The sequence below is a fragment of the Acidimicrobiales bacterium genome (assembly GCA_030747595.1).
Classification (GTDB): Bacteria; Actinomycetota; Acidimicrobiia; order Acidimicrobiales; family MedAcidi-G1; genus UBA9410.
Window position 1 is genome coordinate 1 of sequence record JASLKK010000002.1, and the last position, 19,558, is coordinate 19,558.

19 protein-coding genes and 1 tRNA gene are annotated in these 19,558 nt (G+C 65.4%); 10 read left to right on the forward strand and 10 right to left on the reverse strand.

All coding sequences use genetic code 11. The features are described 5' to 3' along the window. Together QF777_01345 and QF777_01350 are read right to left on the reverse strand one after the other, a co-directional pair. Nucleotides 1-326 (reverse strand): hypothetical protein (locus QF777_01345; protein MDP6910196.1); only part of this gene is annotated, 326 nt, incomplete at its 3' end. A gap of 402 nt (nucleotides 327-728) precedes the next feature. Beyond that, nucleotides 729-1,712, reverse strand: coding sequence for a DUF1214 domain-containing protein (locus QF777_01350; protein ID MDP6910197.1), 984 nt, complete (start codon nucleotides 1,710-1,712; stop codon nucleotides 729-731). A 504-nt stretch (nucleotides 1,713-2,216) separates the two neighbouring features. Here QF777_01350 and QF777_01355 point away from each other — a divergent pair. Beyond that, nucleotides 2,217-4,307 (forward strand): DUF1810 family protein, encoded by a 2,091-nt coding sequence (locus QF777_01355; protein MDP6910198.1) that lies wholly within the window; start codon nucleotides 2,217-2,219, stop codon nucleotides 4,305-4,307. A gap of 76 nt (nucleotides 4,308-4,383) precedes the next feature. After that, on the forward strand, nucleotides 4,384-5,040 hold the full coding sequence (locus QF777_01360; protein MDP6910199.1) for a PD-(D/E)XK nuclease family protein: 657 nt from the start codon (nucleotides 4,384-4,386) through the stop codon (nucleotides 5,038-5,040). Between the two features lie 555 nt (nucleotides 5,041-5,595). On the opposite strand, the gene QF777_01365 is transcribed toward QF777_01360, so the two are convergent. Continuing rightward, nucleotides 5,596-5,672, reverse strand: a tRNA-Pro gene (locus tag QF777_01365). 103 nt (nucleotides 5,673-5,775) lie between these two features. Beyond that, nucleotides 5,776-6,171: a response regulator gene (locus QF777_01370; GenBank protein ID MDP6910200.1), complete on the reverse strand. Its 396-nt coding sequence runs from the start codon at nucleotides 6,169-6,171 to the stop codon at nucleotides 5,776-5,778. Between the two features lie 109 nt (nucleotides 6,172-6,280). Between QF777_01370 and QF777_01375 the strand changes: the two genes are divergently transcribed. The 3 genes from QF777_01375 to QF777_01385 all read left to right on the forward strand — a co-directional run bounded on the left by QF777_01375 (nucleotide 6,281) and on the right by QF777_01385 (nucleotide 8,411). After that, on the forward strand, nucleotides 6,281-6,625 hold the full coding sequence (locus QF777_01375) for an anti-sigma factor antagonist (protein MDP6910201.1): 345 nt from the start codon (nucleotides 6,281-6,283) through the stop codon (nucleotides 6,623-6,625). Nucleotides 6,626-6,754: 129 nt separating this feature from the next. Beyond that, complete coding sequence (locus QF777_01380; protein MDP6910202.1) at nucleotides 6,755-8,056, forward strand: NfeD family protein; 1,302 nt, start codon at nucleotides 6,755-6,757, stop codon at nucleotides 8,054-8,056. Between the two features lie 100 nt (nucleotides 8,057-8,156). Then, on the forward strand, nucleotides 8,157-8,411 hold the full coding sequence (locus QF777_01385; protein MDP6910203.1) for a WhiB family transcriptional regulator: 255 nt from the start codon (nucleotides 8,157-8,159) through the stop codon (nucleotides 8,409-8,411). A gap of 7 nt (nucleotides 8,412-8,418) precedes the next feature. Here the strand turns inward: QF777_01385 and selB are convergent, their stop codons facing one another. Together selB and selA are read right to left on the reverse strand one after the other, a co-directional pair. Further along, nucleotides 8,419-10,137: a selenocysteine-specific translation elongation factor gene (gene selB / locus QF777_01390; protein MDP6910204.1), complete on the reverse strand. Its 1,719-nt coding sequence runs from the start codon at nucleotides 10,135-10,137 to the stop codon at nucleotides 8,419-8,421. A 3-nt stretch (nucleotides 10,138-10,140) separates the two neighbouring features. Then, a complete protein-coding gene (selA, locus tag QF777_01395) occupies nucleotides 10,141-11,523 on the reverse strand; it encodes an L-seryl-tRNA(Sec) selenium transferase (GenBank protein MDP6910205.1) in 1,383 nt (460 codons plus the stop codon). A 108-nt stretch (nucleotides 11,524-11,631) separates the two neighbouring features. Here selA and QF777_01400 point away from each other — a divergent pair, with 108 nt between their 5' ends. After that, nucleotides 11,632-12,120, forward strand: a complete 489-nt coding sequence (locus QF777_01400; protein ID MDP6910206.1) for an FxsA family protein — start codon at nucleotides 11,632-11,634, stop codon at nucleotides 12,118-12,120. A 22-nt stretch (nucleotides 12,121-12,142) separates the two neighbouring features. Here QF777_01400 and QF777_01405 read toward each other — a convergent pair whose 3' ends face one another. Then, on the reverse strand, nucleotides 12,143-13,339 hold the full coding sequence (locus QF777_01405) for an Mrp/NBP35 family ATP-binding protein (GenBank protein MDP6910207.1): 1,197 nt from the start codon (nucleotides 13,337-13,339) through the stop codon (nucleotides 12,143-12,145). A gap of 117 nt (nucleotides 13,340-13,456) precedes the next feature. Here QF777_01405 and erpA point away from each other — a divergent pair, with 117 nt between their 5' ends. Further along, nucleotides 13,457-13,777, forward strand: coding sequence for an iron-sulfur cluster insertion protein ErpA (gene erpA / locus QF777_01410; protein MDP6910208.1), 321 nt, complete (start codon nucleotides 13,457-13,459; stop codon nucleotides 13,775-13,777). 72 nt (nucleotides 13,778-13,849) lie between these two features. Here the strand turns inward: erpA and QF777_01415 are convergent, their stop codons facing one another. Next, nucleotides 13,850-14,815 (reverse strand): hypothetical protein, encoded by a 966-nt coding sequence (locus QF777_01415; protein MDP6910209.1) that lies wholly within the window; start codon nucleotides 14,813-14,815, stop codon nucleotides 13,850-13,852. 80 nt (nucleotides 14,816-14,895) lie between these two features. On the opposite strand from QF777_01415, the gene QF777_01420 reads away from it, so the two are divergent. The 3 genes from QF777_01420 to QF777_01430 all read left to right on the forward strand — a co-directional run bounded on the left by QF777_01420 (nucleotide 14,896) and on the right by QF777_01430 (nucleotide 17,269). Further along, the gene (locus tag QF777_01420; protein MDP6910210.1) at nucleotides 14,896-16,551 is read left to right on the forward strand and encodes a 2Fe-2S iron-sulfur cluster-binding protein; all 1,656 of its coding nucleotides are present in this window, start codon (nucleotides 14,896-14,898) and stop codon (nucleotides 16,549-16,551) included. An 89-nt stretch (nucleotides 16,552-16,640) separates the two neighbouring features. Next, on the forward strand, nucleotides 16,641-17,015 hold the full coding sequence (locus QF777_01425; GenBank protein ID MDP6910211.1) for a Rid family detoxifying hydrolase: 375 nt from the start codon (nucleotides 16,641-16,643) through the stop codon (nucleotides 17,013-17,015). Nucleotides 17,016-17,083: 68 nt separating this feature from the next. Beyond that, nucleotides 17,084-17,269, forward strand: coding sequence for a hypothetical protein (locus tag QF777_01430; protein MDP6910212.1), 186 nt, complete (start codon nucleotides 17,084-17,086; stop codon nucleotides 17,267-17,269). A 30-nt stretch (nucleotides 17,270-17,299) separates the two neighbouring features. Here the strand turns inward: QF777_01430 and QF777_01435 are convergent, their stop codons facing one another. Both QF777_01435 and QF777_01440 read right to left on the reverse strand, forming a co-directional pair. Next, on the reverse strand, nucleotides 17,300-17,980 hold the full coding sequence (locus QF777_01435) for a response regulator transcription factor (protein ID MDP6910213.1): 681 nt from the start codon (nucleotides 17,978-17,980) through the stop codon (nucleotides 17,300-17,302). 111 nt (nucleotides 17,981-18,091) lie between these two features. After that, on the reverse strand, nucleotides 18,092-19,477 hold the full coding sequence (locus tag QF777_01440) for a glutamine synthetase family protein (GenBank protein ID MDP6910214.1): 1,386 nt from the start codon (nucleotides 19,475-19,477) through the stop codon (nucleotides 18,092-18,094). Between the last annotated feature and the right edge of the window lie 81 nt (nucleotides 19,478-19,558).

A 19,558-nucleotide genomic window follows, 5' to 3' on the forward strand; every position in this document is an offset into this window, starting at 1 on the left:
ATCGCCAGCATCAGGTACTTGGCTCCGACGATCAGCGAGGTTCGAATGAGGTCGCGGTAGAAGGCATTACCCATCCAGCCCCGACCGGCTTCTATTTCAAAGACGATGCCCAAATCGTCGTGTACCCCATCAACTTCGTATGTGACCCGCGGGATGCCTTGTGATCCGAAGAGGACGGGGCGGCGGATTTTCTGTGTGGCGCGCTTTCCGGACTCCACCTCGAATCCAATGCCCTCGAGGCCTTCAGCTACCTCAGCAAGGATTCCGTCGCTGCCTAATCCCTGGACGTCGGCAGAGTCGATCTTGGATCGCGCCTCTCGGAACACACCGACAACCTGTCCAGTCCATTCTGGAGGGTTGTCTGTTGAGGGGTACCAGAACCAATTGGGGTAGGTGTCGATTGGGAAACACTATTCCCCGGCATAACGATTAACCCAAGAGCTGCCTGACGCGTATCTACACCTGGGGGCTCCGATGGCGCCCCCGCCCCCCTCAGGCTGTGAAAGAATTTGGGCCTCAACCGGGGTTTCGCAAGTTCTACCTAATGTTGTACGCCCCCCGGGACTCGAACCCGGAACCTGCGGATTAAGGGCCTGGTGCTCTGCCAATTGAGCTTGAGTCGCCCCTAGCGCGTTCCCGATTCACCTGAAACGTGTTCCCGGCCTCATCGGAGCGACCCTTGAAACCCTTTCGTTGTAGGGGTGTGGTGGTTTCGCGCCGCTCTCCTCTCAGCCTGCGAGATCGGATACGTCCACTACCGCTGTCATGACTTCCGGGAGGTCGTCATCGGACCGGAACCAGCGAAGGGCCACGGATCCCTCCGGGTGGCCTCCTGTGTCCAGCCAGTTCGGGACTCCGGGGTCCCGGTGTGCGACGACGATCCGTACCGTTCCGTCCGGTTCGGGGACTGCGGTGGCGTTGTTGACCACAGCGGGCCGTTCCCGCCAGTCGACGGTCTCGCCCCAGACGCTCATCAGGACGGCGCTCCAGTAGTCGGCTCGTCCGTCAGTGGAGATGTCGATCACCCATGCCTCTTCGGGCGCCAGGCGCCAGTAGCCGGAGCGGTACCGGACGTTCGCAGGCGTGAGCAGGTCGCCGTCGTCGCGCATCGGTGGGAACTCATTGAGGCTGGTCGATGCCTGCTCGGCCTTCAGGTTCATCCACCAGCCGAGGGAACCCGAGACGAACAGGCCCGCCAGGGCGAGGTGGTCCTCGATCCACTGCTCGCTGGGCAGTGGGGCCGGCGGAGTGGCCGATTCCCGTCGTATCGCTGGCATCTGATGGCGCAGGCGGACGTCGAGGTCTGTGAAGTAGGTGCGAACCAGCACCGAGGAGGCGCCGGCCTCCAGGCGGATCGCGTTGGGACCTGAGGCATCCGGGGAGAGCAGTACCTCGTAGCGACCGTCCTCGGTGACGTCCATGGTCGAGTCGTCGATGGCTCCGACGAGGCGTCGACCGCCCGTCATGAAGCCGCCCCCGCCGTAGACGGCGACCTCCATGGCCAGAGCGCCACCCATGCTGCCCTCCACCACGTACGTCCCGTTCCCGGTGATCGTCGCCCTTCTGTATGTCTGGTCGGGGTTGTCCCCCATGAACTTCCGGATCGGGGTCTGCAGGTCCATGAACCGGGGCCGGTCGGCATCGGCGGATTCCAGGAGCGATTCGAGGGCTAGGGCGGTGTAGCGGCTGAGAGCCCGGACGCCATCGGCCATGACATCGGACCGACCGAGTGCCGGCTCTGTGAGCAGTAGGTCGCCGGCCTCGGCGAGTTCGTCGCAGAAGCGCCGCCAGGCAGCGATGGGTCGATGCCCGTCACCGGTCTCGTCGATGTCTGTTCCTCCCCCCGGGATCGCCCCCGATCATCGCCAGTCCACCAGACTCCGGGCTGGGACACGTCACTGGTCGACCGAGGTCCAGGTGAACTCGACGTAGCGGGCGAACTCCCCGTCCGAGACGTCGTCGGGCCTCCGGAAACGTTCGCCCCGCACCCTTTGCCGCCTCGTCGTAGCGTCGGAAGACAAAGAGACTGATTTAGGTTGTTATAGATGGATATCTTACCTAAAGTTGCTTTCAGCGGAGGACTTTGGCCCTATTATAGATAGTATGGCTGTATGACAATTACGCATCACACCACACCATCGGACGACCCTCCCCGGGGGGCCGTCAATAACTGCACCGTCCCCTGGGATCCGACCTGTTCCGGGCGGACTGGGCCAGTGGAGCCAACTCAGATCTCCTTCCCGGACATTCTTCGAGCCTTCCCGCGTCTCGAGCGATACCTGGCCAAGCATCGGCAAGCAAAGGGCGGCTTCAAGGACGCGCTCCGCCAGATCCACGAAGGCAAAAAGCATGAGCATTGGATCTGGTGGATTCTGCCCCAGATCTTTGGCGAGGTTTCCCACCACGGAAAGGGCAGCGACGGTTCATCCACCTCGCAGGAGTTCGCCCTCGAGAGTCTCTATGAAGCGATCGCGTTCCTCTGCCACCCTGAACTCGGAAAGCACTACTTCGCTTGCATTCAGGCGATCCGTGATCAGGTCGAACCCCGGGGACGCAATGGCGGCCAGGGCCGCACTCTCAATGAAATCTTCGGCGAAACCGACGCCAAGAAGGTTCGTTGCTCCGTCACGCTGTTTCGACGGCTGGCTGGCTGGTGCTATGCCCTTTCGCCAGCGAGCTACGCCACCCTGATAGCCAACTGTGACGCGATCTTGGTCGCGGCGTCGCGCGACGGCCATCGCTCCTGCGACCACGTCTCGAAGCTCTACCGGCAACTCGAGGAATCGCTGGAGGACCCCCAGAACCGAGCCAAGATGCAAGAAATGTTTCCGGTCGAGTGCGTCCACTGTGGCGACTCCGTGTGGCCTCCCGACCACAATTGGCGCTTCGTGCACAATTGGTGCGTTGAGGAGAATGCCCTGACTTGGCCTGCGGTCTGGCGGCGGCCCGGGATATATCAGTATTCAATTACGTCGGAGTTCGAGAGCGGGGCCGCGATTCCCGATTCGCTGGTGTTCACGGCCAACGATGTCGAGCCTGTGGACGAGATTCCCCGCAACCGGCTTTATGTCGGACCTCCACCTGCCCGCCACGAGTCTCAGAAAAGCCGCCAAGACTGGCTACAGAACCTCGCGCCGGAAGACGACGTGCCACTCGAAGACTTGGGCCTCGACCCCACGCTCGCGAGCTTCCTGGAAGGAAACGACATCCGGGGGGTCGCACAGCTTGTCTCGCGCACCGAAGAAGAGTTGATGGCGATCAGACACCTCGGTTCCGGGAAGGCAGCAAAGATACGAGCTGGGCTTGAACGCTTCGGTTGGCGACTAGGCGAAGTCAGCAGCTTCCCGACGGGCCGAAGCGAACTGCGCTCTGCGTTGGCAGATCAGGCACAACGAGCGGAATACAAACAACGGGAAGCAAAAGGCCTGGTCTGGCCCCTGGTGTCGGACGGATCCAGCATTCACCGCATCGTCGAGTCGACGGGGCTCTCAGAAGCTGTGGTTAGAGAAGCTCGAAACGCTTGGATGGTCGAGCAAAGGATCGCTGGGGCGAGCAACCGAGCGATCGGCAAAACGGTCGGCATGTCTGCCGAAGCTGTGCGACGTTCAATCAAGCGGGTAGGCAAACTTGACAGTGGCCACATTCGCGAACTGAGAGCAGAGAGGCTCAAAGGGTCAATTCGCGAGACAGTCACTTCCATGCCGGGATCGAGTCTCGACGAGATCGCTGAGAAAGCGGGCGTCAGTCGAATCGACGTGCGCCGCAATCTCGATCGGCTGGGCACCAAGCTTGTTTGGGGCCAGGGAACCTCACCGAAGGTAAAGAACTGGTCGGACGAACAACTTCTGCAAGCACTCCAGGCCGCATCTACCAGATCGACACCGCTGACCGTTGCCGCCTACGACGAATTGGTGACTCTGGAACAAATCAAGGGCCCCACTGGTCAGGTCTTCTACCTGCGATTCGGGTCCTGGAAAGAGGCGTGCGAAGCAGCTGGCGTCCAATGCGGAGAATCTGCTCGCGACAACTACACCCGCAAGTGGTCTGAGATCGAACTAAGGGAGTTCGTCGTCAAGTTTCTGTTCTCGCCAGAGCACGACGGGTCGCTCGTCGAGTTCCAGCAATGGCTAAAGAAACGGCCAGAAGCCCCATCTGTCGCAACTATCCGCAACCACCTCGGCCATTGGGACTCGATGAAAAAGAAAGCCATCGAAGAGATCGTTGCTTCTGGGCGCCTTGACGAGCTGTGCGCCCTCTGCGACGCCGGCGAGGAGCGGACCCTGGCAGCGGAAGAGGCTCAGCGGTGACAGGATCTGTGCTTGAACGTCCGAGGCTGGACAACAACACCCGCAGGCGAGACGACACGCTGGGAGGTGGCAACCGATGGTGACCAGACGGGAAGTCCGGCTCTCGCCGAGCAGCCTGAACTACGAAGACCGCCGATGTGACCGGTGCTTCGCTGAAGCAGTCAACGGTGAAACCTGGCCCCAGGGGCCGTTCCCGGGGATCTTCTCCAAGCTCGACAGCCAGCAACGCCGATACTTCGCCGACCGTCCGACTTCGGACGTCGACGACGGCCTGCCCCCGGGGACACTCCACAACGGAGGACGGGTCCAGTCGGCGCCCCACACCATTGGCGGCGTTGACTTCACCATCCGCGGGAGCATGGACGCCCTCCTGAGGTTCGACGACGGCTCGGTCGGCGTCGTCGACTTCAAGTCGAGCACCGCGTCCCCCCAGCTCGGCGACGCCTACCGGCCACAACTCGCCGCCTACCAGTGGGCTCTTAGCAAGCCGGCCTCCGGGGACCCCGAAACGGTCTCCGTGGCAGGGCTCCTCGTGTTCGCCCCCGAGGAGATGGTCGATACCGAAAAGGGCCGCGCCTACCTCGTTTCGAGCACCTGGATCCCCGTAGAGATCGAGGACGGATGGTTTCAAAGGTTCCTTGAGCGGCTCGTGCCCCTCATCAAATCCCCAGGCCGGGCCCCAACAAGGTCCGGCTGCGAATGGTGCCTCCTGCGGAATCGGCTGACGGCCTGATACTTGAAGATCACTCCGGCGGCTTCCGGGAGGCGTGTGACACGCCCAGCTTTATCGCCTCAAGTCAATGATGATTGATTGATCAGGGATCTGATCAAGATTGACCTGGACCTTCGCCCGGCGTTGGGAACCATCCGAGTTGCGCATCCCCTTCTGGAAGCCTTTCACCCAGCCGTCGGACCTGGCGCGTTGCAGTTCGTCGGTTGACTCGAATCGGAAGGCTAAGAAGCGATTTGGAATGAATTCCTTCTTTCGCCGACGGCGCTGAGCCCTTCGGGCACGATTCCTCCTGCTGTAGTCCGATTCACCGCCATTCAGATCGACGGGCACCAACAAACTTCGTAGATCGGCCACCGGCTCCCAACGCCGAGCCCGGTCGCCAATTTCACAGGAGCCAGGACCCAGATCCATGCATCGGCCTACCCGGACCGGACGGTCTTACTCATGTACGGAGCCCAGTTCAGCGCAGCTATCGACTTTCCAACCGGTCGCATATCAACCACTCTGCGTGGCCAATACCTGCCGAGCCGTTTTCAATAACCTGCCGAGACCCCCTGGTCGGGTAGGCGGGATTTGAACCCACGACCTCCTCGTCCCGAACGAGGCGCGCTACCAAGCTGCGCCACTACCCGTTTCAGCGGGCAAGGGTACCGGCGCCCTACGGGGACCGGTCGTGACCACCGGGCCAGTTCGGATGGCCCCGGTCAGGTCGCCGTCCGTGGATCACGGGTGTGTTCAGGTGGCGAGTAAATCGCGGGCGGTGCGTCGCAAGATGAGGGCGTCGACCGGCTTGACCATCCAGGCGTCTGCCTCGGCCTGCTGTGCCAGGAAGACATCCGCATCGCGGTCCAGGAGCATCACGATCCGTTGCTCGGGGATCCGATCGGCCCGCTGCTCGAGGCGAAGGTCCATACAAGTGGCCATGCCACCCATGTTTCCGATCTGGAGGTCGAGCACCACCATCGCCGGTCCGTGGGCGGCCACCGCGGCCAGCACCTCGGCTCCGGTGTGCACTCGGATCACCGTGTGGTCGCCCTCCAGAGCAGCATCCACCTCGTCGTGGACGTGGTCGGCATCGGTGGCCACGAGAACCGTCAAAGTATCCGTCGGTGAGGCAGCGGTCTCGCTCATGGGCGGGAGCGTACCGGGGGGGTCGGTGACCGTTACCGCCCGCCGCCGACTACGTTGCCCCCAACGGACGTGCTCTCCGCGCACGTCGATCGGTCAGGAGGCGACCCGGATGCTTGAGATCACGGTCGAACGACATGATGGCTATGTCCTGTGCCGACCAGCCGGGGAACTCGACGCCTACACGGTGGCTCAGTTCAGGGAGTCGTTGACCGATTTGTCTGTCGAGGCCTTCATCCTGGTCGATCTCTCCGATGTCCCGTTCATGGACTCCGCTGGCCTAGGTGCGCTCATCGGTGGTATCCGACGTGCCCGGGAGAACGACGGAGACGTGGCCGTGGCGTGCAATCGCCCGGCGTTGATTCGCTTGCTGCACACCACCGGCTTTGATCGGATCGTGCCAGTGCGTGAAACCGTCGAGGAGGCCGCACTGGCGCTCGGCGAGGCTGGTACCTGACCAGTAGTTCTGAGGGATACGACCCACGGAGATCCACCAGCCGGAGCAGGTTGACCCGGGCAGGTTGCCAACGCACACCGGTCCGTAGGCTTGCCCGACTCGTTGTCTTACCCTCCTCCCGGACCCGTGATGCGATACCTCTTTCCGCTCTCCCTTTTCCGACGTGTGCTCGTTGGCCTGCTGTCCATGACGGCCGTCATCGTGTTGGGCGCGCCGACCGCTGGCGCGCATTCCGAACACGAGGACGGGGTGCATACCCCGCCGGCCGTAGTCGATGTCGTGGAGGTCCATGGCTTCTTAGACCCGGTACTGGTCGACATGCTGGCCGACGTCCTGGAGTCCCTCGATCCAGTCGAAACGGTGGCCGTGGTCTTCCAGGTCGACAGCACTACTTCGGTGGTCGATGAGGCCGAACTGGTTCGTCTCGCCGAACTGATCGTCGCCGCACCGGTACCGGTCTCGTTTTGGGTCGGCCCGTCGGGCGCTGAGGCCACCGGGCCGATGGCCCGACTGGTCGCCCTTGGCGACGACATCGGCATCGCGCCGGGTGCTCACCTCGGGGCACTGGGCGAGTCCGTGTTGGGCGGTGGCTTCGGCCTTCCTTTCGGCCTGCCCGTCGATACTGATCTGGTGGACCGGGCCGTGGGCTACGAGGAGGCCATCGAACGGGGCCTGGCTCGCTCTGCACCGGTGCTCCTAGAACAGCTGGTGGGCGTGCCCGGCTTCGAGGTCCGAACGGTTGACGGCGACGATGGCCCTTCGGTCCAGCCGGTCACCCCGACCCGCTTTCGTCAACTCGACGTCGTGGCACAGTTCTTCCATACGGTGGCCAGCCCGGCGGTGGCGTACCTGCTCCTGCTGATCGGCATGGGTCTGCTGGTCTTCGAGTTGTACACGGCTGGGGTGGGCATCGCCGGTGTCATCGGCGCCGGGTGTTTCCTCCTTTCGACCTATGGCCTCGGCGTGCTCCCTGCTCGGGGTTGGGCGGTGGGCGTCCTCGTCTTCGCTTTCGTGGGTTTCGCTATCGACGTCCAGGCCGGTGTACCGCGTCTCTGGTCGATCATCGGAACAATCGCCCTGGTAGCCGGCTCGGTGTTCCTCTTCGAGGGACAGTCCTTCTCTTGGATCACTCTGGCCGTCGGCCTGTTGGGCACGGTGGCTGGTGTGGTGGGCGGAATGCCGACCATGGTCCGGACCCGGTTCTCAACACCCACCATCGGTCGGGAGTGGATCATCGGCGAGGAGGGGACTGCCGAGGACGAGCTCTCGCCCAATGGCACTGTCCGGGTGCGCGACGCCGTGTGGCGGGCCACCACCAACCGGGCCACCCCGGTGGAACCCGGTGGCGACATCCGGGTGACCGGGGTTGACGGCTTGTGGCTGGAGGTCGAGCCTGTCGACGGCGCCGCCCGCGACTATCGACGTCGCTGAGTTAGCTGGCAGTTCACCCTTGTCCCGGCCGGCACGCGCGTCATAGGTTCGTCGCCTACGGCCCGATCGGACGGGCCGACAGACCACGAGGGGTGTGCGGATGCCGGTTAACGGCAACTTCCGAGAGTGGCAGGTGAAGGCAGCTTGTCGAGGACCGCAGGCCGTGGTGTTCTACCCGCCGGGCAGCGGTGAGGGCCGAGACGAGAAGCGTCTTCGGGAACTCCGGGCCAAGGCGATCTGTGATCGCTGTGTGGTGGTCGGACGGTGTCTCGAGTTCGCTGTGGGCCGTGGCGAAACCCATGGAATCTGGGGTGGTACCAATGAGTCTGAACGTCGGGTGCTGCTCGAGATCTGAAACTGTGTCAGAGAACGGGGAGGCGTGGGCCGGCGATCCGGACGTCGCCGCGCCGTCTGGTTATGCCGGTGCTGTCTAGATGGGACAACAACGGCATGGCGTGCTTACGGGTGTTGCCCGCCGCCTCCCGGAATACCGAGACGGTGAATCCGTCGGGATCGTCGACCAGTAGCCGGGCGGCCAGCCGGGCGGCCGCATCGATGGCCGAGGCGGAATAGAAGATTCCCTCCACTTCGATCAGGTCGCCGCGTCGGACCAGTTCCCGTAGCTCGCCGCGGTCGACCCCGTCCGGTCCAGGTGGGGTGAACGGTGAGGCAGCCAGGGCGGCCACGAACGGGTGGTCGGCCAGCGGATCGACGGCTCCCACCGGAACCAGCCGGCCAGCTTCGATCACCGCATCTCCTAGAAGCCCGGCGACGGCCCGCTCAAAGGGATTCAGCCGAGACAGTTCGAGACCCAGCGGACCGACGGAATCAACGGCGTCTCGCAGCCTTTCGAGCGTCCCATGGAGCATCTCGGGATTGACGACCCAACGGTCGACGTCAGGATCTCTACGTTCACCGGTGAGTCGTTCCAACTCGTCGGCGTCCACCCAGCCCCGCTCTTTCACCACCCGGTCCACGGAGCGGTCGGGTCGGGCGGCGGAGGCCTTTTCGGTCGGATCTACGTCGAGTACCTCGCCCCCGCCCACCGTCTCCGACCGACCCGATTCGCGTAGGACGAACCGGTCACCTGGCAGTAGGGGAAGTGGTCGGGGCAGGTGGATCCGGACCGAACCCTCGGATCCTGGCTCGAGGGCATCGGGGCCGAGGATGCGCATCCTCACCGGGTGCTCACCCGAGCCGAGGTAGAGGACGTGGGCGCCTCGTCTTGAGACCGGGTGGTCGAGCCGCTCCAGCACCTGGAGTGAGGCGTCGAACACCGTCGTGTGGTGCCACTGGTCAGATCGAACGAGTACGTCACCGCGGACCACCTCGTCATGGGCGGCCCCGACCAGGTTGACCGCACACCGGCTACCGGGAGGCAACTCGAGGTGGCTGGCGTGGTGATTCTCTAGTGATCGCACCCGGACAGCGGTACCCGCGGGGTGGATGGCTAACTCATCGTCGACCCGCAGGGCACCACCGGAGAGAGTGCCGGTGACGACGGTGCCGGCACCTTTGGCGGAGAAGGCACGGTCGACCCACAGACGGGGCCTGCCGTGGTCCATAGCGGTGGGCGTAACGCCCACCAGGTCGTCGAGGGCGACTCGCAGATCGTCGAGGCCGAGCCCGGTCGGTGCGTCGGTGGCCACCACCGCGGCCCCTTCGAGAAACGTGCCCTCCACCTGCTCGATGATCTCCAGACGGGCCAGGTCGACCAGGTCCTCGTCGGCCGGGCCGACCTTGGTCAGGGCGATCACGCCGTGGCCGATGCCCAGTAGTTCGAGGATCCGCAGGTGTTCCTCGGACTGGGGTTTCCAGCCCTCGGTGGCCGCCACCACGAATAGGCAGGCGTCCACGGCACCCACCCCGGCCAGCATGTTCTTAAGGAACCGAACGTGGCCAGGGACGTCGACTAGCGACAGGGCGGCCCCCGAGGGCAACGTGGTGGCTGCGAACCCCAGGTCGATGGTCAGGCCCCGGGCCTTCTCTTCTGCGAACCGGTCGGGATCGGTTCCCGTCAGGGCTTCGACGAGGGTCGACTTGCCGTGGTCGACGTGGCCCGCCGTGGCAACGACGTGCACCGGTCAGCGCCTGTCGCTGGAGGGGGTGCGGTTGGTAGTTGTCTGCACGGGGGTCGGCTCGGGTGTCAGGCCGGCGAGGGCTGCAGCGATCACGTCGTCATCGTCAGGATGCACGGTCCGGAGGTCAAGCACGGTGGAATGGTCAGTCACCCGGGCCACCACGGGGGGTGAACCGGCACGCAACTCAGCCACCCGGTCACCGGCGAGGACCAGTCCGACCGAAGGGATCTCCACGCCGGGCAGTGTTCCCCCGCCAGGCACGGCCACCGTGTCGGCGACCAGATCGGGTGTCAGATTGGCAGCGATCCGTTCCGCGCGGGCCCGCAGGTCGGAGATTGGCTCGGTGGCCATACGCCAGAACGGAATGGACCAGCCGTCCCGGGTTAGATAGGCCAGTGCCAGGTCCTGAAGAGACTGCAGCACGAGGCTTCCCGGGCGAAGGGCCCGGGCCAACGGATGAGCGGCGCACGCCTCGATGAGGTCGGCTCGACCGGCGATGATCCCAGCCTGGGGTCCGCCCAGCAGCTTGTCGCCCGAGAACGTCACCAACGCCGCTCCGGCCTCCAGTGTCTGACGGGCTGCCGGCTCGTTGGCCAGCCACCCCGGTGGACCGTCAGCCAACCACGGGCAGGCGGCATCCAACAGGCCCGACCCGATGTCGGCCACTACCGGCACGTCTAGAGCAGCCAGTTCAGCCACCGACGCCGACTCGGTGAAGCCTTCGATCCGGTAGTTGGACCGGTGGACGGACAAGGTCAGGGCCACGTCGGGGTCGGACGCGATGGCGGCCGAAAAGTCACCGATGCGGGTCCGGTTGGTAGTCCCGACTTCGACCAGACGGGCACCCGACTGGGCCATCACGTTGGGGATCCGGAAGCCGCCACCAATCTCGACCATCTCGCCGCGTGACACCACCACTCCCCGCCCGGCAGCCAGAGCAGCCAGCACGAGCAAGACAGCGGATGCGCAGTTGTTGACCACCATGGCGGCCTCGGCGCCGCACGCCCGGGCCAGCAGCGCGGGGGCCCGATCTTGCCGAGAACCCCGTGAACCACTAGCCAGATCGAACTCCAGCGTCGTGTAGCGCCGATCGTCGCCTGAAGAAGGGCTCCAGGGTGCCCGGCCCAGATTGGTATGCAACAGCACGCCGGTGGCGTTGACCACGTCGGACAGGAGGGCCCGGGCCGTGGCCTCAGCCAGCTCGCGGGCCCGAACCAGGGCACTGGCCGGTTCGCCCGCGGCCACCGCTTCGGCCACCGCGGTGCGGGCCGCGTCGACCAGTAGGGGGTGGGGCAGGCCGATGTCGGCCAGCGATCGGGCCAGACGGTCGACGCTGGGGGGCCGGTCAGAGGCCGGGCCGGGGGAACTTTCTGAGGGGCGGGTCATGTAGTCGCGAGGATAGGCGGATGGTTCCCGTCCGGGCCCGGCTCGCCGTGTTCCCTCCACAGGGCCCCGCATCGGGGTACCCGTATCGGGCCGCTCTAACATGCGGCCGTGCTCCTGATCCTGTTCCTGGTGTTCGTAGTGACACCGATCGTGGAGTTGGCCGTCATCGTTCAGGTAGCGGGCTCGACCGGGGTACTGAACACCATTGGGTTGCTGGTGCTGGTCAGTGTGGTGGGCGCGTGGCTCGTAAGACGTGAGGGCCTCGGCATCCTGCGTCGGGCCCAGGCGGAGGCGGCTCAGGGCCGGATCCCCGGCCGCGAGATCGTCGACGGTCTGCTGGTTCTGGGTGCCGGTGCTCTCATGCTCACCCCGGGGTTCGTAACCGATGCTGTTGGCCTGGCCCTGCTGTTTCCGCCGACACGGGCCGTGATACGGGCCATGACCACCCGCCGGCTGACTCGTTCGATGGCCAGCGGGGGTACCACCTTTCGGTACGGGTGGCGTGGCGAGGATCCCTCGTCCGGAGGAATCATCGACGCCGGCTCCTGGGAGGACGGGACTCCCGACGGACTGGACGAGCCAGGTCGGCTCGACTGAGTTGTGTTGTACGGATTCTGGCTCAGGCCCCGGCGGCGTCCAGAGCGTCCTCGGCGGCGGCCAGAAGCCGGGCGCTGCAGCCCGCCATGTCTACCGGTGGAGCCGCCTCGGTGACGATGTGTTCCACGATCTCCCGGTAGGCATCGGCCGCCGGACCCTCGCCGAGGGAGATTGGGCGACCGGTATCGCCGGCGGTAGCCACCGCCCCGTCCAGCGGGATGCTTCCGAGCAGTGGGGCTCCGACCTGCTGGGCCAGAGCGCCACCGCCTCCGGCGCCGAACAGTTCATGGCGGCTGCCGTCGGGTGCCACGTAGGCACTCATGTTCTCGACCACTCCGACGATTCGCAGGTAGTTGGCCCGCCCCATGTTGGCCACCCGCACGGCCACCTTCTGGGCGGCCAGGGCCGGTGTGGTCACCACCACCATCTCGGCCTGCGGGAGCATCTTGGCTAGACCCATCTGTACGTCCCCGGTACCTGGCGGCATGTCGATCAGCAGGTAGTCCATCGGGCCCCAGGCCACGTCTTCGCAGAAGTGCTGGACGGCCCGGTTCAGGATCAGGCCCCGCCACATGAGGGCCGACTCCTCGTTGTCGACGAGAAGCCCCATCGACACGACCTTCACGACGCCGTCCCCGATTGGGACCTCAATGGGGTCGATCTTGCCAACCTCGGGAGACCCACCGAGGCGACCCTCGACGCCCAGCATGCGTGGTATCGAGAAGCCCCAGATGTCGGCATCCATGACGCCGACGGTCATGCCCCGGGCGGCCATGGCGGCAGCCAGGTTCACGGTCACTGACGACTTGCCGACGCCTCCCTTGCCCGAGGCCACCATCAGGACCTTGGTGGTCGCCGGCACCTCGGTGTCGGGGGCGTTGCGGCTCACGTTGAATCGGGCCCGGGCCATGGCCGTGGCCTTCTCTTCGGCGTTGAGTTCATCCCACGAGAGGTGGACTGACGACACGCCGGGCAGGTCGGCAACCCGGGCCCGGACGTCGCGTTGGATCTGGGCACGGAGAGGACAACCCGAGGTGGTCAGGGCAATGGTGACGTCGACTCGACCGTCGTCGTCGATAGCCACGGCACGGGCCATGCCCAACTCGACGATGTCGGTGCCCAACTCGGGATCGATGACGCCCCGGAGCACGCCGAGGACATCGGCCTCGGTCGGACTGGTGCCGCCCGGAAGCGTTTCATCCCCGGGTTCAGGCTCCATGCCGCCATGTTATGAGCATGCCCGCTGGCCGACGGCGTCGGATCCTCCGTGGCCATCGGGGTAGGGCCGTGGGTAAACTGTTCATACCGACAGTCACCGCAACTTCGGGAGGAATCGATGATCACGTTGACCGACGATGCCACCACCAAGGTGGGTCAGCTCATCGCTGGTGAATCTGAAGAGGGCCTGGCTCTGCGGGTGGCCGTTCGCCCCGGTGGGTGCTCGGGCTTCAGCTACGAGATGTACTTCGATACTGAGCGGGCCGAGGACGACCTAGAAAAGGCTTACGGCGACGTGCGAGTGGTGGTCGACCAGTCGAGCGCCCAACTGCTCGAGGGCGCCACGCTGGACTACAAGGACGGCCTGAACGAGGCCGGGTTCTCAATCGACAACCCGAACGCCCAGCGAACCTGCGGCTGCGGTCAGTCATTCAGCTGAGTAACCAGACATTCTGATCGCCTTGCGGGGCGACCACTTGCCGGCGCCCCGTGGCGACGGCTTTCGTGGTTTTCAGACAGCGGTGGCCAGGGCGTCAGCCACCTCGGTTGCGTCCATGGTGAAGTGAAGGGCTGCGGTGACGATCCCGTCGAGGTCGGCCACCACGAGGCTTGGTTCGAAGGCCAGGCCGAGCGCCGCCACGGTCGGCGTGGTGGTGAAGTCCCCGGTCTCTGGAGCCATGTAGACCTCGGCATGTACCGCCGACCAGGGCTCAGACTGGACCCGCAGGGCTGAGCGGAGTAGGCCGACGGTCGGTCCGCAGACGTCGGACTGGCAAAACCGCGGTGTGGAGACCAGTAGCGCGACGGGGCCCGGTTGGCTCAGCGCTTCGGCGACGGAGACCTCATGGAACGAGCACGGGCCGTTGGGCTCGGTGCAGATTGGATCGACGCCTGCTGGATCGGTCCGAGTCGGGGTGGCCACCGCCGGAAGTCGGTCTCCCACCTGGATGAGCGTGGTCTCCTCTCGGCCGACAACTCGAAGATGGTGGGGCTCGATCCCGACGTCTCCGGTGGTTCCAGTAGCCAGGTGTACGACATAGTCGCCCGGGTCGTCGACCTGGAACACCAGCGGGAAGTACGGGGTGGCGTGGTCGCCGCCGTGGCGTTCGACGGTGTGAGTGGCCACCACCGGTCCGTCGGCAGCGCCGTTCGCACCTGCGCGTCGGACGGTGAGGTCCAGATGGTCCGGCCCCTCGGTGCCCATGGGCCAGCCGTCCGATCCCAGGAGGACGTAGGGCGCGCGCTGGGCTGAACCGGCGACTAGGGCGCTGGGGGCCACGTACCCGTCGGCGAACCGGGCGCCCAGCCGCCAGCCGGCAGAGACGGTCGAACCGATGGTCGCGGTCGGGGCGGTTGTCCCAGCCGAGGTGCTGGCGGAGCGACCACCGCAGGCGGCCAGAAGCGTGCCAGCGGCCAGCCCGATCAGGACCTGACGCCGACCCGTCGGCTGTGGTTCTGTGCCGGTGGGGTCCTGCATGGTTGGTGACCGTAGTGGTGAGATCGGTGACCGTAGTGGTGAGGTCGGTGACCGTAGTGGTGACCGGGCACACTCCTCGGATGGACACGCCCACCCCGGAGGACCCGCTGGACCGGGGAGCGGTGCGTCTGACTGTCGACGGTCAACCGGTCGAGGTGGCCGACGACGGCCAGACGCTGCTCGATGCACTTCGGGGTCCAGTCGGTAATCGGTCGGTCAAGGATGGGTGCAGCCCCCAAGGCCAGTGTGGCTGTTGCACCGTGTTGGTCGACGGTCAGCCCAGGGTGTCATGCGTGACCCCGTTGCGACGCGTCGCTGGACGGTCGATTACCACGCTGGACGGTCTACCCGAGGGCGACGGTGAACGGTGGGCTGACGCTTTCTGTGCTACCGGTGGCAGCCAGTGCGGATTCTGCACGCCAGGCATCATCATGCGTTTCGCCGGGCTGGAGGGCTCGGTTCCCGATGACTTGCCGAGCGACCATTCTCTGGGTGCTCGGGCCCTGAGCGATCAGGCTCCGCCGGACCGCGATCGTGCGGCCCGCGCCCTGCACGCCCATCTCTGTCGCTGTACCGGTTGGCAGACCGTGCTCGACGCCTGGGAGGTCGGCGTTGGCATCCGGACGACGGATGGGATCTCGTCGGGCGAACCCGTCGACCGGGACGCTTCAGCCCGTCGGGCCACCCTTGAGGGACGTAGTCCTCAGAAGGTGGGCCCCGAGGTGGCGCTCGGTCGTGGTGGGTTTGCGGCCGACACCGCTCCGGTCGAGGCCCTGGTCGCCGTGCCCGGTGACGGACCGGTCGACGATCCCGGCTCCTGGGTGGTTGCCGACACGCTGGCCGCTGCCCGCCGGGAAGCAGGCAAGGTCCAGGGCCGTCGGACCACGGCCGACGTCGTGCCGCCGTTGGAGGCCCCCGCCGGTAATTGGGCCAGTGTCCTGCGAACCGCGTGGGTCGAACCGGCTCCGCTGGAGACCGATGCTGCCTGGTGCATGCCCGGAAGCGAACCGGTCGGGCCCTTGGCCAACGGCGGGGCCTTCGGGGCCAAGGTTGATTCTCCACTGCCCGCGGTAGCCCGGGTTCTGGCCGACGCCCATGGTTCAACCGTTCTGGTCGCCCCATCGCGGGAGGACACCGTTCAATTCGGTCCTAAGCGTCCCCCGGTGGCCGGCGGGGCCTCGGTGGATGGAACCGGCATCCTCCGGGTGGTTCGCACCTCGGGGATCGTCGATGCGGTGGCTGCCGTGGCACCCGGTCTGGACGTTGTCGAGGTCGATGTGGTCGGGCCACCGACCAGCCCCAACGTGCGGGCTGCCGGCTGGGCTGAAGCCGTGGTCCTTCTCACTGGTGCTGGAGCGATGACGCCCGGCCAACCTGTGGTGTCACCCGCCGGCGCCGAAGCCATGGCAACTGTCGACGACGATGGCATCCGGGTCATTGTCCGGTGTGGCGACCCGCTCGATGAGGTGGTGCTGCGGTCCTACTGCATCGGTGCGGCCCACATGGCGTGGAGCTGGATCACCTCGGAGGGCTTGTCGGTCGATGGTGATGGTGTTGTCCACGACCTGACCATCCGGTCCTTCGGCATCGTCCGGGCGACGGAGACCCCGCCGGTCGTCGTCGAAGTGCTGCCCGACGACGGTACGCCGATCAACGGATCGGATGCCGTGTTCGCCGCGGTGGCCGCTGCGACGTGGTGTCATAGGGGATGCCCTCCGGACCTGCCGACCGGCTAGCCATCCGTCGGGTTGTGGAAGGATCCAGAACCCACCCACGAATCCTGTCCCCTTCGAGCAACCCAGTCCCCGAGCAAAGGAGTTCTTCCATGAGCAACACCGCTGGCCCCTACACCCCCGTCGTCCGCGCCGGCGATCTGCTGTTCGTCAGCGGGCAGGTTGGAATCGTCGATGGCAGCACCGTTGATGGTCCGGTTGCCGGCAGCCTCGCCGGGGACGGTCTTGAAGCCCAAGCCACCCAGGCGTTGGCCAACCTGCGGGCTCAGGTCGAGGCAAACGGAGCGATGCTCGATCAGGTGGTCAAGACCACGGTGTTCCTTACCGACATGGGCAACTTCGCGGCGATGAACGAGATCTACTGTGAGGCGTTCGGTGACAGCCGTCCGGCCCGTTCGTGCGTGGCCGTGGCCGCCCTACCCTTGGGCGCCATCTTCGAGGTGGAGGCCATCGTTTACGTCGGCTGAACCGTTGGCCGTAGCGGTCGACGGCGCGAGAGTGCGCCGGCCACGGTCCGAGATGGCAGACTGCGGCCATGCTCGGTGCCGTCCTGATGATCCTTCTGCTCGTCGTGGTGATGCCGGTCGGCATCCTGATGACCGGTGCGTTGGCTGCCGCTCTGCTGGGTGGCGTACTCAAGAAGGACGTGGACACCACCCATGAGGGATCGGAACTGCTCGAACTGAGCGAGACCGATCCTTGGGCGGGGCTCGGAGGCTGACGGCTAGAGGGTTGGCCGCGTGTGCTGGGGTCAGACGCCCCAGCGGGACTGGCCGAACCGGTAGCCCACCGATCGCACTGTGTGGATCAGGTTGGCGTGTTCCTCGCCGAGCTTGGCCCGGAGCCGCCGGATGTGGACGTCGACGGTTCGGGCGCCTCCGTAGTAGTCGTAGCCCCATACCCGGCTCAACAGGGTCTCGCGGGTGAACACCTTGCCGGGATGGGCGGCCAGAAACTTGAGTAGCTCGTATTCCATGTAGGTGAGGTCGAGCGGCTCGCCGTCGATGGCAGCCTGGTAGGTCTCGAGGTTCAGGGCGAGTGGCCCGTACTCCACCAACTCCGGGCGCGTGCCACGGCCAGTCCGCGAGAACAGATGCTCAATCCGAGCCCGCAGTTCAGCAGGACGCAACGGGGTCAGACAGAAGTCGTCGAAGAGATCGTCGCGAAGTTCGAGGGCGTCGAGTTGGCCACCTCCCACCAGGACCAGCAGCGGCTGCAGCGGCATCTCCACCTTGCGGAGGCGCCGACACAGTGCGAACGCCCCTTCGGGGTCGGTGTCGGCCACCACGACCGCACCTGACCAACCCTCGTCGGGTTCCTCGGCCATGGCGGCGTCGGCGTTGGCAACGGCTTTCCAGGACCACCCGTCCAGATCCAGGCATTGGGCCAGTTCCGGTGGTGGAGGATTTGGGAAGACGAGGAGAGGGTCCATGGTGGTTCCGCGGGTCACCGTTGGTGTCCAGCGCTCTCAGTCTGCCTGTTCGACTCCGTCCGTGCCTCTACGGGATTCAGGCAGGGCTCCAGAGGGGGCTCGCTTTCGGACTCACCAGTTGGGGAGGTACGTGTCGAGTTCGAACGGCGTGACCTGCCGCTGGTACTCGCTCCACTCGGCCCGCTTGTTTCGCAGGAACCACTCGAAGATGTGATCGCCGAGGGCTTCGCGCACCAACTCAGAGGCCTCCATCTCGTCCAGCGCCTCGTTCAGGTTGCCCGGAAGGCTGTCTACGCCGAGTTCTCGCTGCTCGTCACGGCTCAGGTCATAGAGGTTCACCGCTGCTTCGGGGGACAACTCCAGGTCGTTTTCGATGCCCCGGAGGCCGGCGGCCAGTAGTACCGAGAAGGCAAGGTACGGGTTGCACGCCGGATCCAACGCCCGGTATTCGACCCGGGTCGAATCCACCTTGCCTGGCTTGGGAATGGGAACCCGGACGAGTGCCGACCGGTTATTGCGTGCCCATGAGACATACCGCGGCGCCTCGTAGCCCTCGTTGATCCGCTTATAGGAGTTGACCAACTGGTTGGTGACCGCGGTGATCTCCCGGGCGTGGTGCAGCAGACCGGCGATGAACGACCTCGCGGTGGCCGACAGGCCATCCGTCGCATCAGGGTCGTGGAAGGCGTTCTGCCCATCCTGAAACAACGACAGGTGGGTATGCATGCCCGAGCCCTGAACGCCGTTGAGGGGCTTGGGCATGAACGTGGCGTACACCCCGCGGTCCATAGCGATCTTCTTCACGGCGAGACGCAGCGTCATGATCGAGTCGGCCATGGATAGGGCCTCGGTGTACTGGAGGTCGATTTCGTGCTGGCTGGGGCCGTCCTCGTGGAAGGAGTACTCCACCGGGATGGATAGGGCTTCGAGCATGTGAAGGGTCTGCTTGCGGAGGTCCGACGCCACGTCGGTGGTGGTCAGGTCGAAGTACGACGCCCGGTCGAGCGGCTGGGGGTCGGGTCCCGAATCAGCGAAATAGAAGAACTCGACCTCTGGCGCACAGAACATCTCGAAGCCTGCGGCCCGGGCCCGATCCACGTTGCGACGCAGTACCTGGCGGGGGTCGCCTTCGAACGAGGTCCCGTCGAGGTTGGTGATGTCACAGAAGATTGTCCCCGACGGTTCGGCCGGGTCGGCCCACGGGAGGAGTTCGAAGGTGGACGGGTCGGGTCGGGCCAGCACGTCGCTCTCCTGGACGCGGCTGAAGCCGTCGATGGCCGAGCCATCGAACTGCAGGCCCTCGTCGAGCACCGTCTCCAGCTCGGCCGGGGAGATGGCCACCGACTTGTGACGACCGAGGACGTCGGTGAACCAGAGTCGGATCAGGCGTACGCCGCGTTCCTCGACTGTGCGTAGGACGTAGGCCTGCTGGTCGCGTTGGCGGTGTTCGCGATCCGGTCCGCTGTCTATGTCTTCGCCAGCTTTCTCTGTGTTCATGGGTCCAGCATGGGCCCGTCGGAGCTGGGAGTACCAGTTCCAGAGCGCGTCGTTCACATGGCGTTCACAGTTAGAAAACAG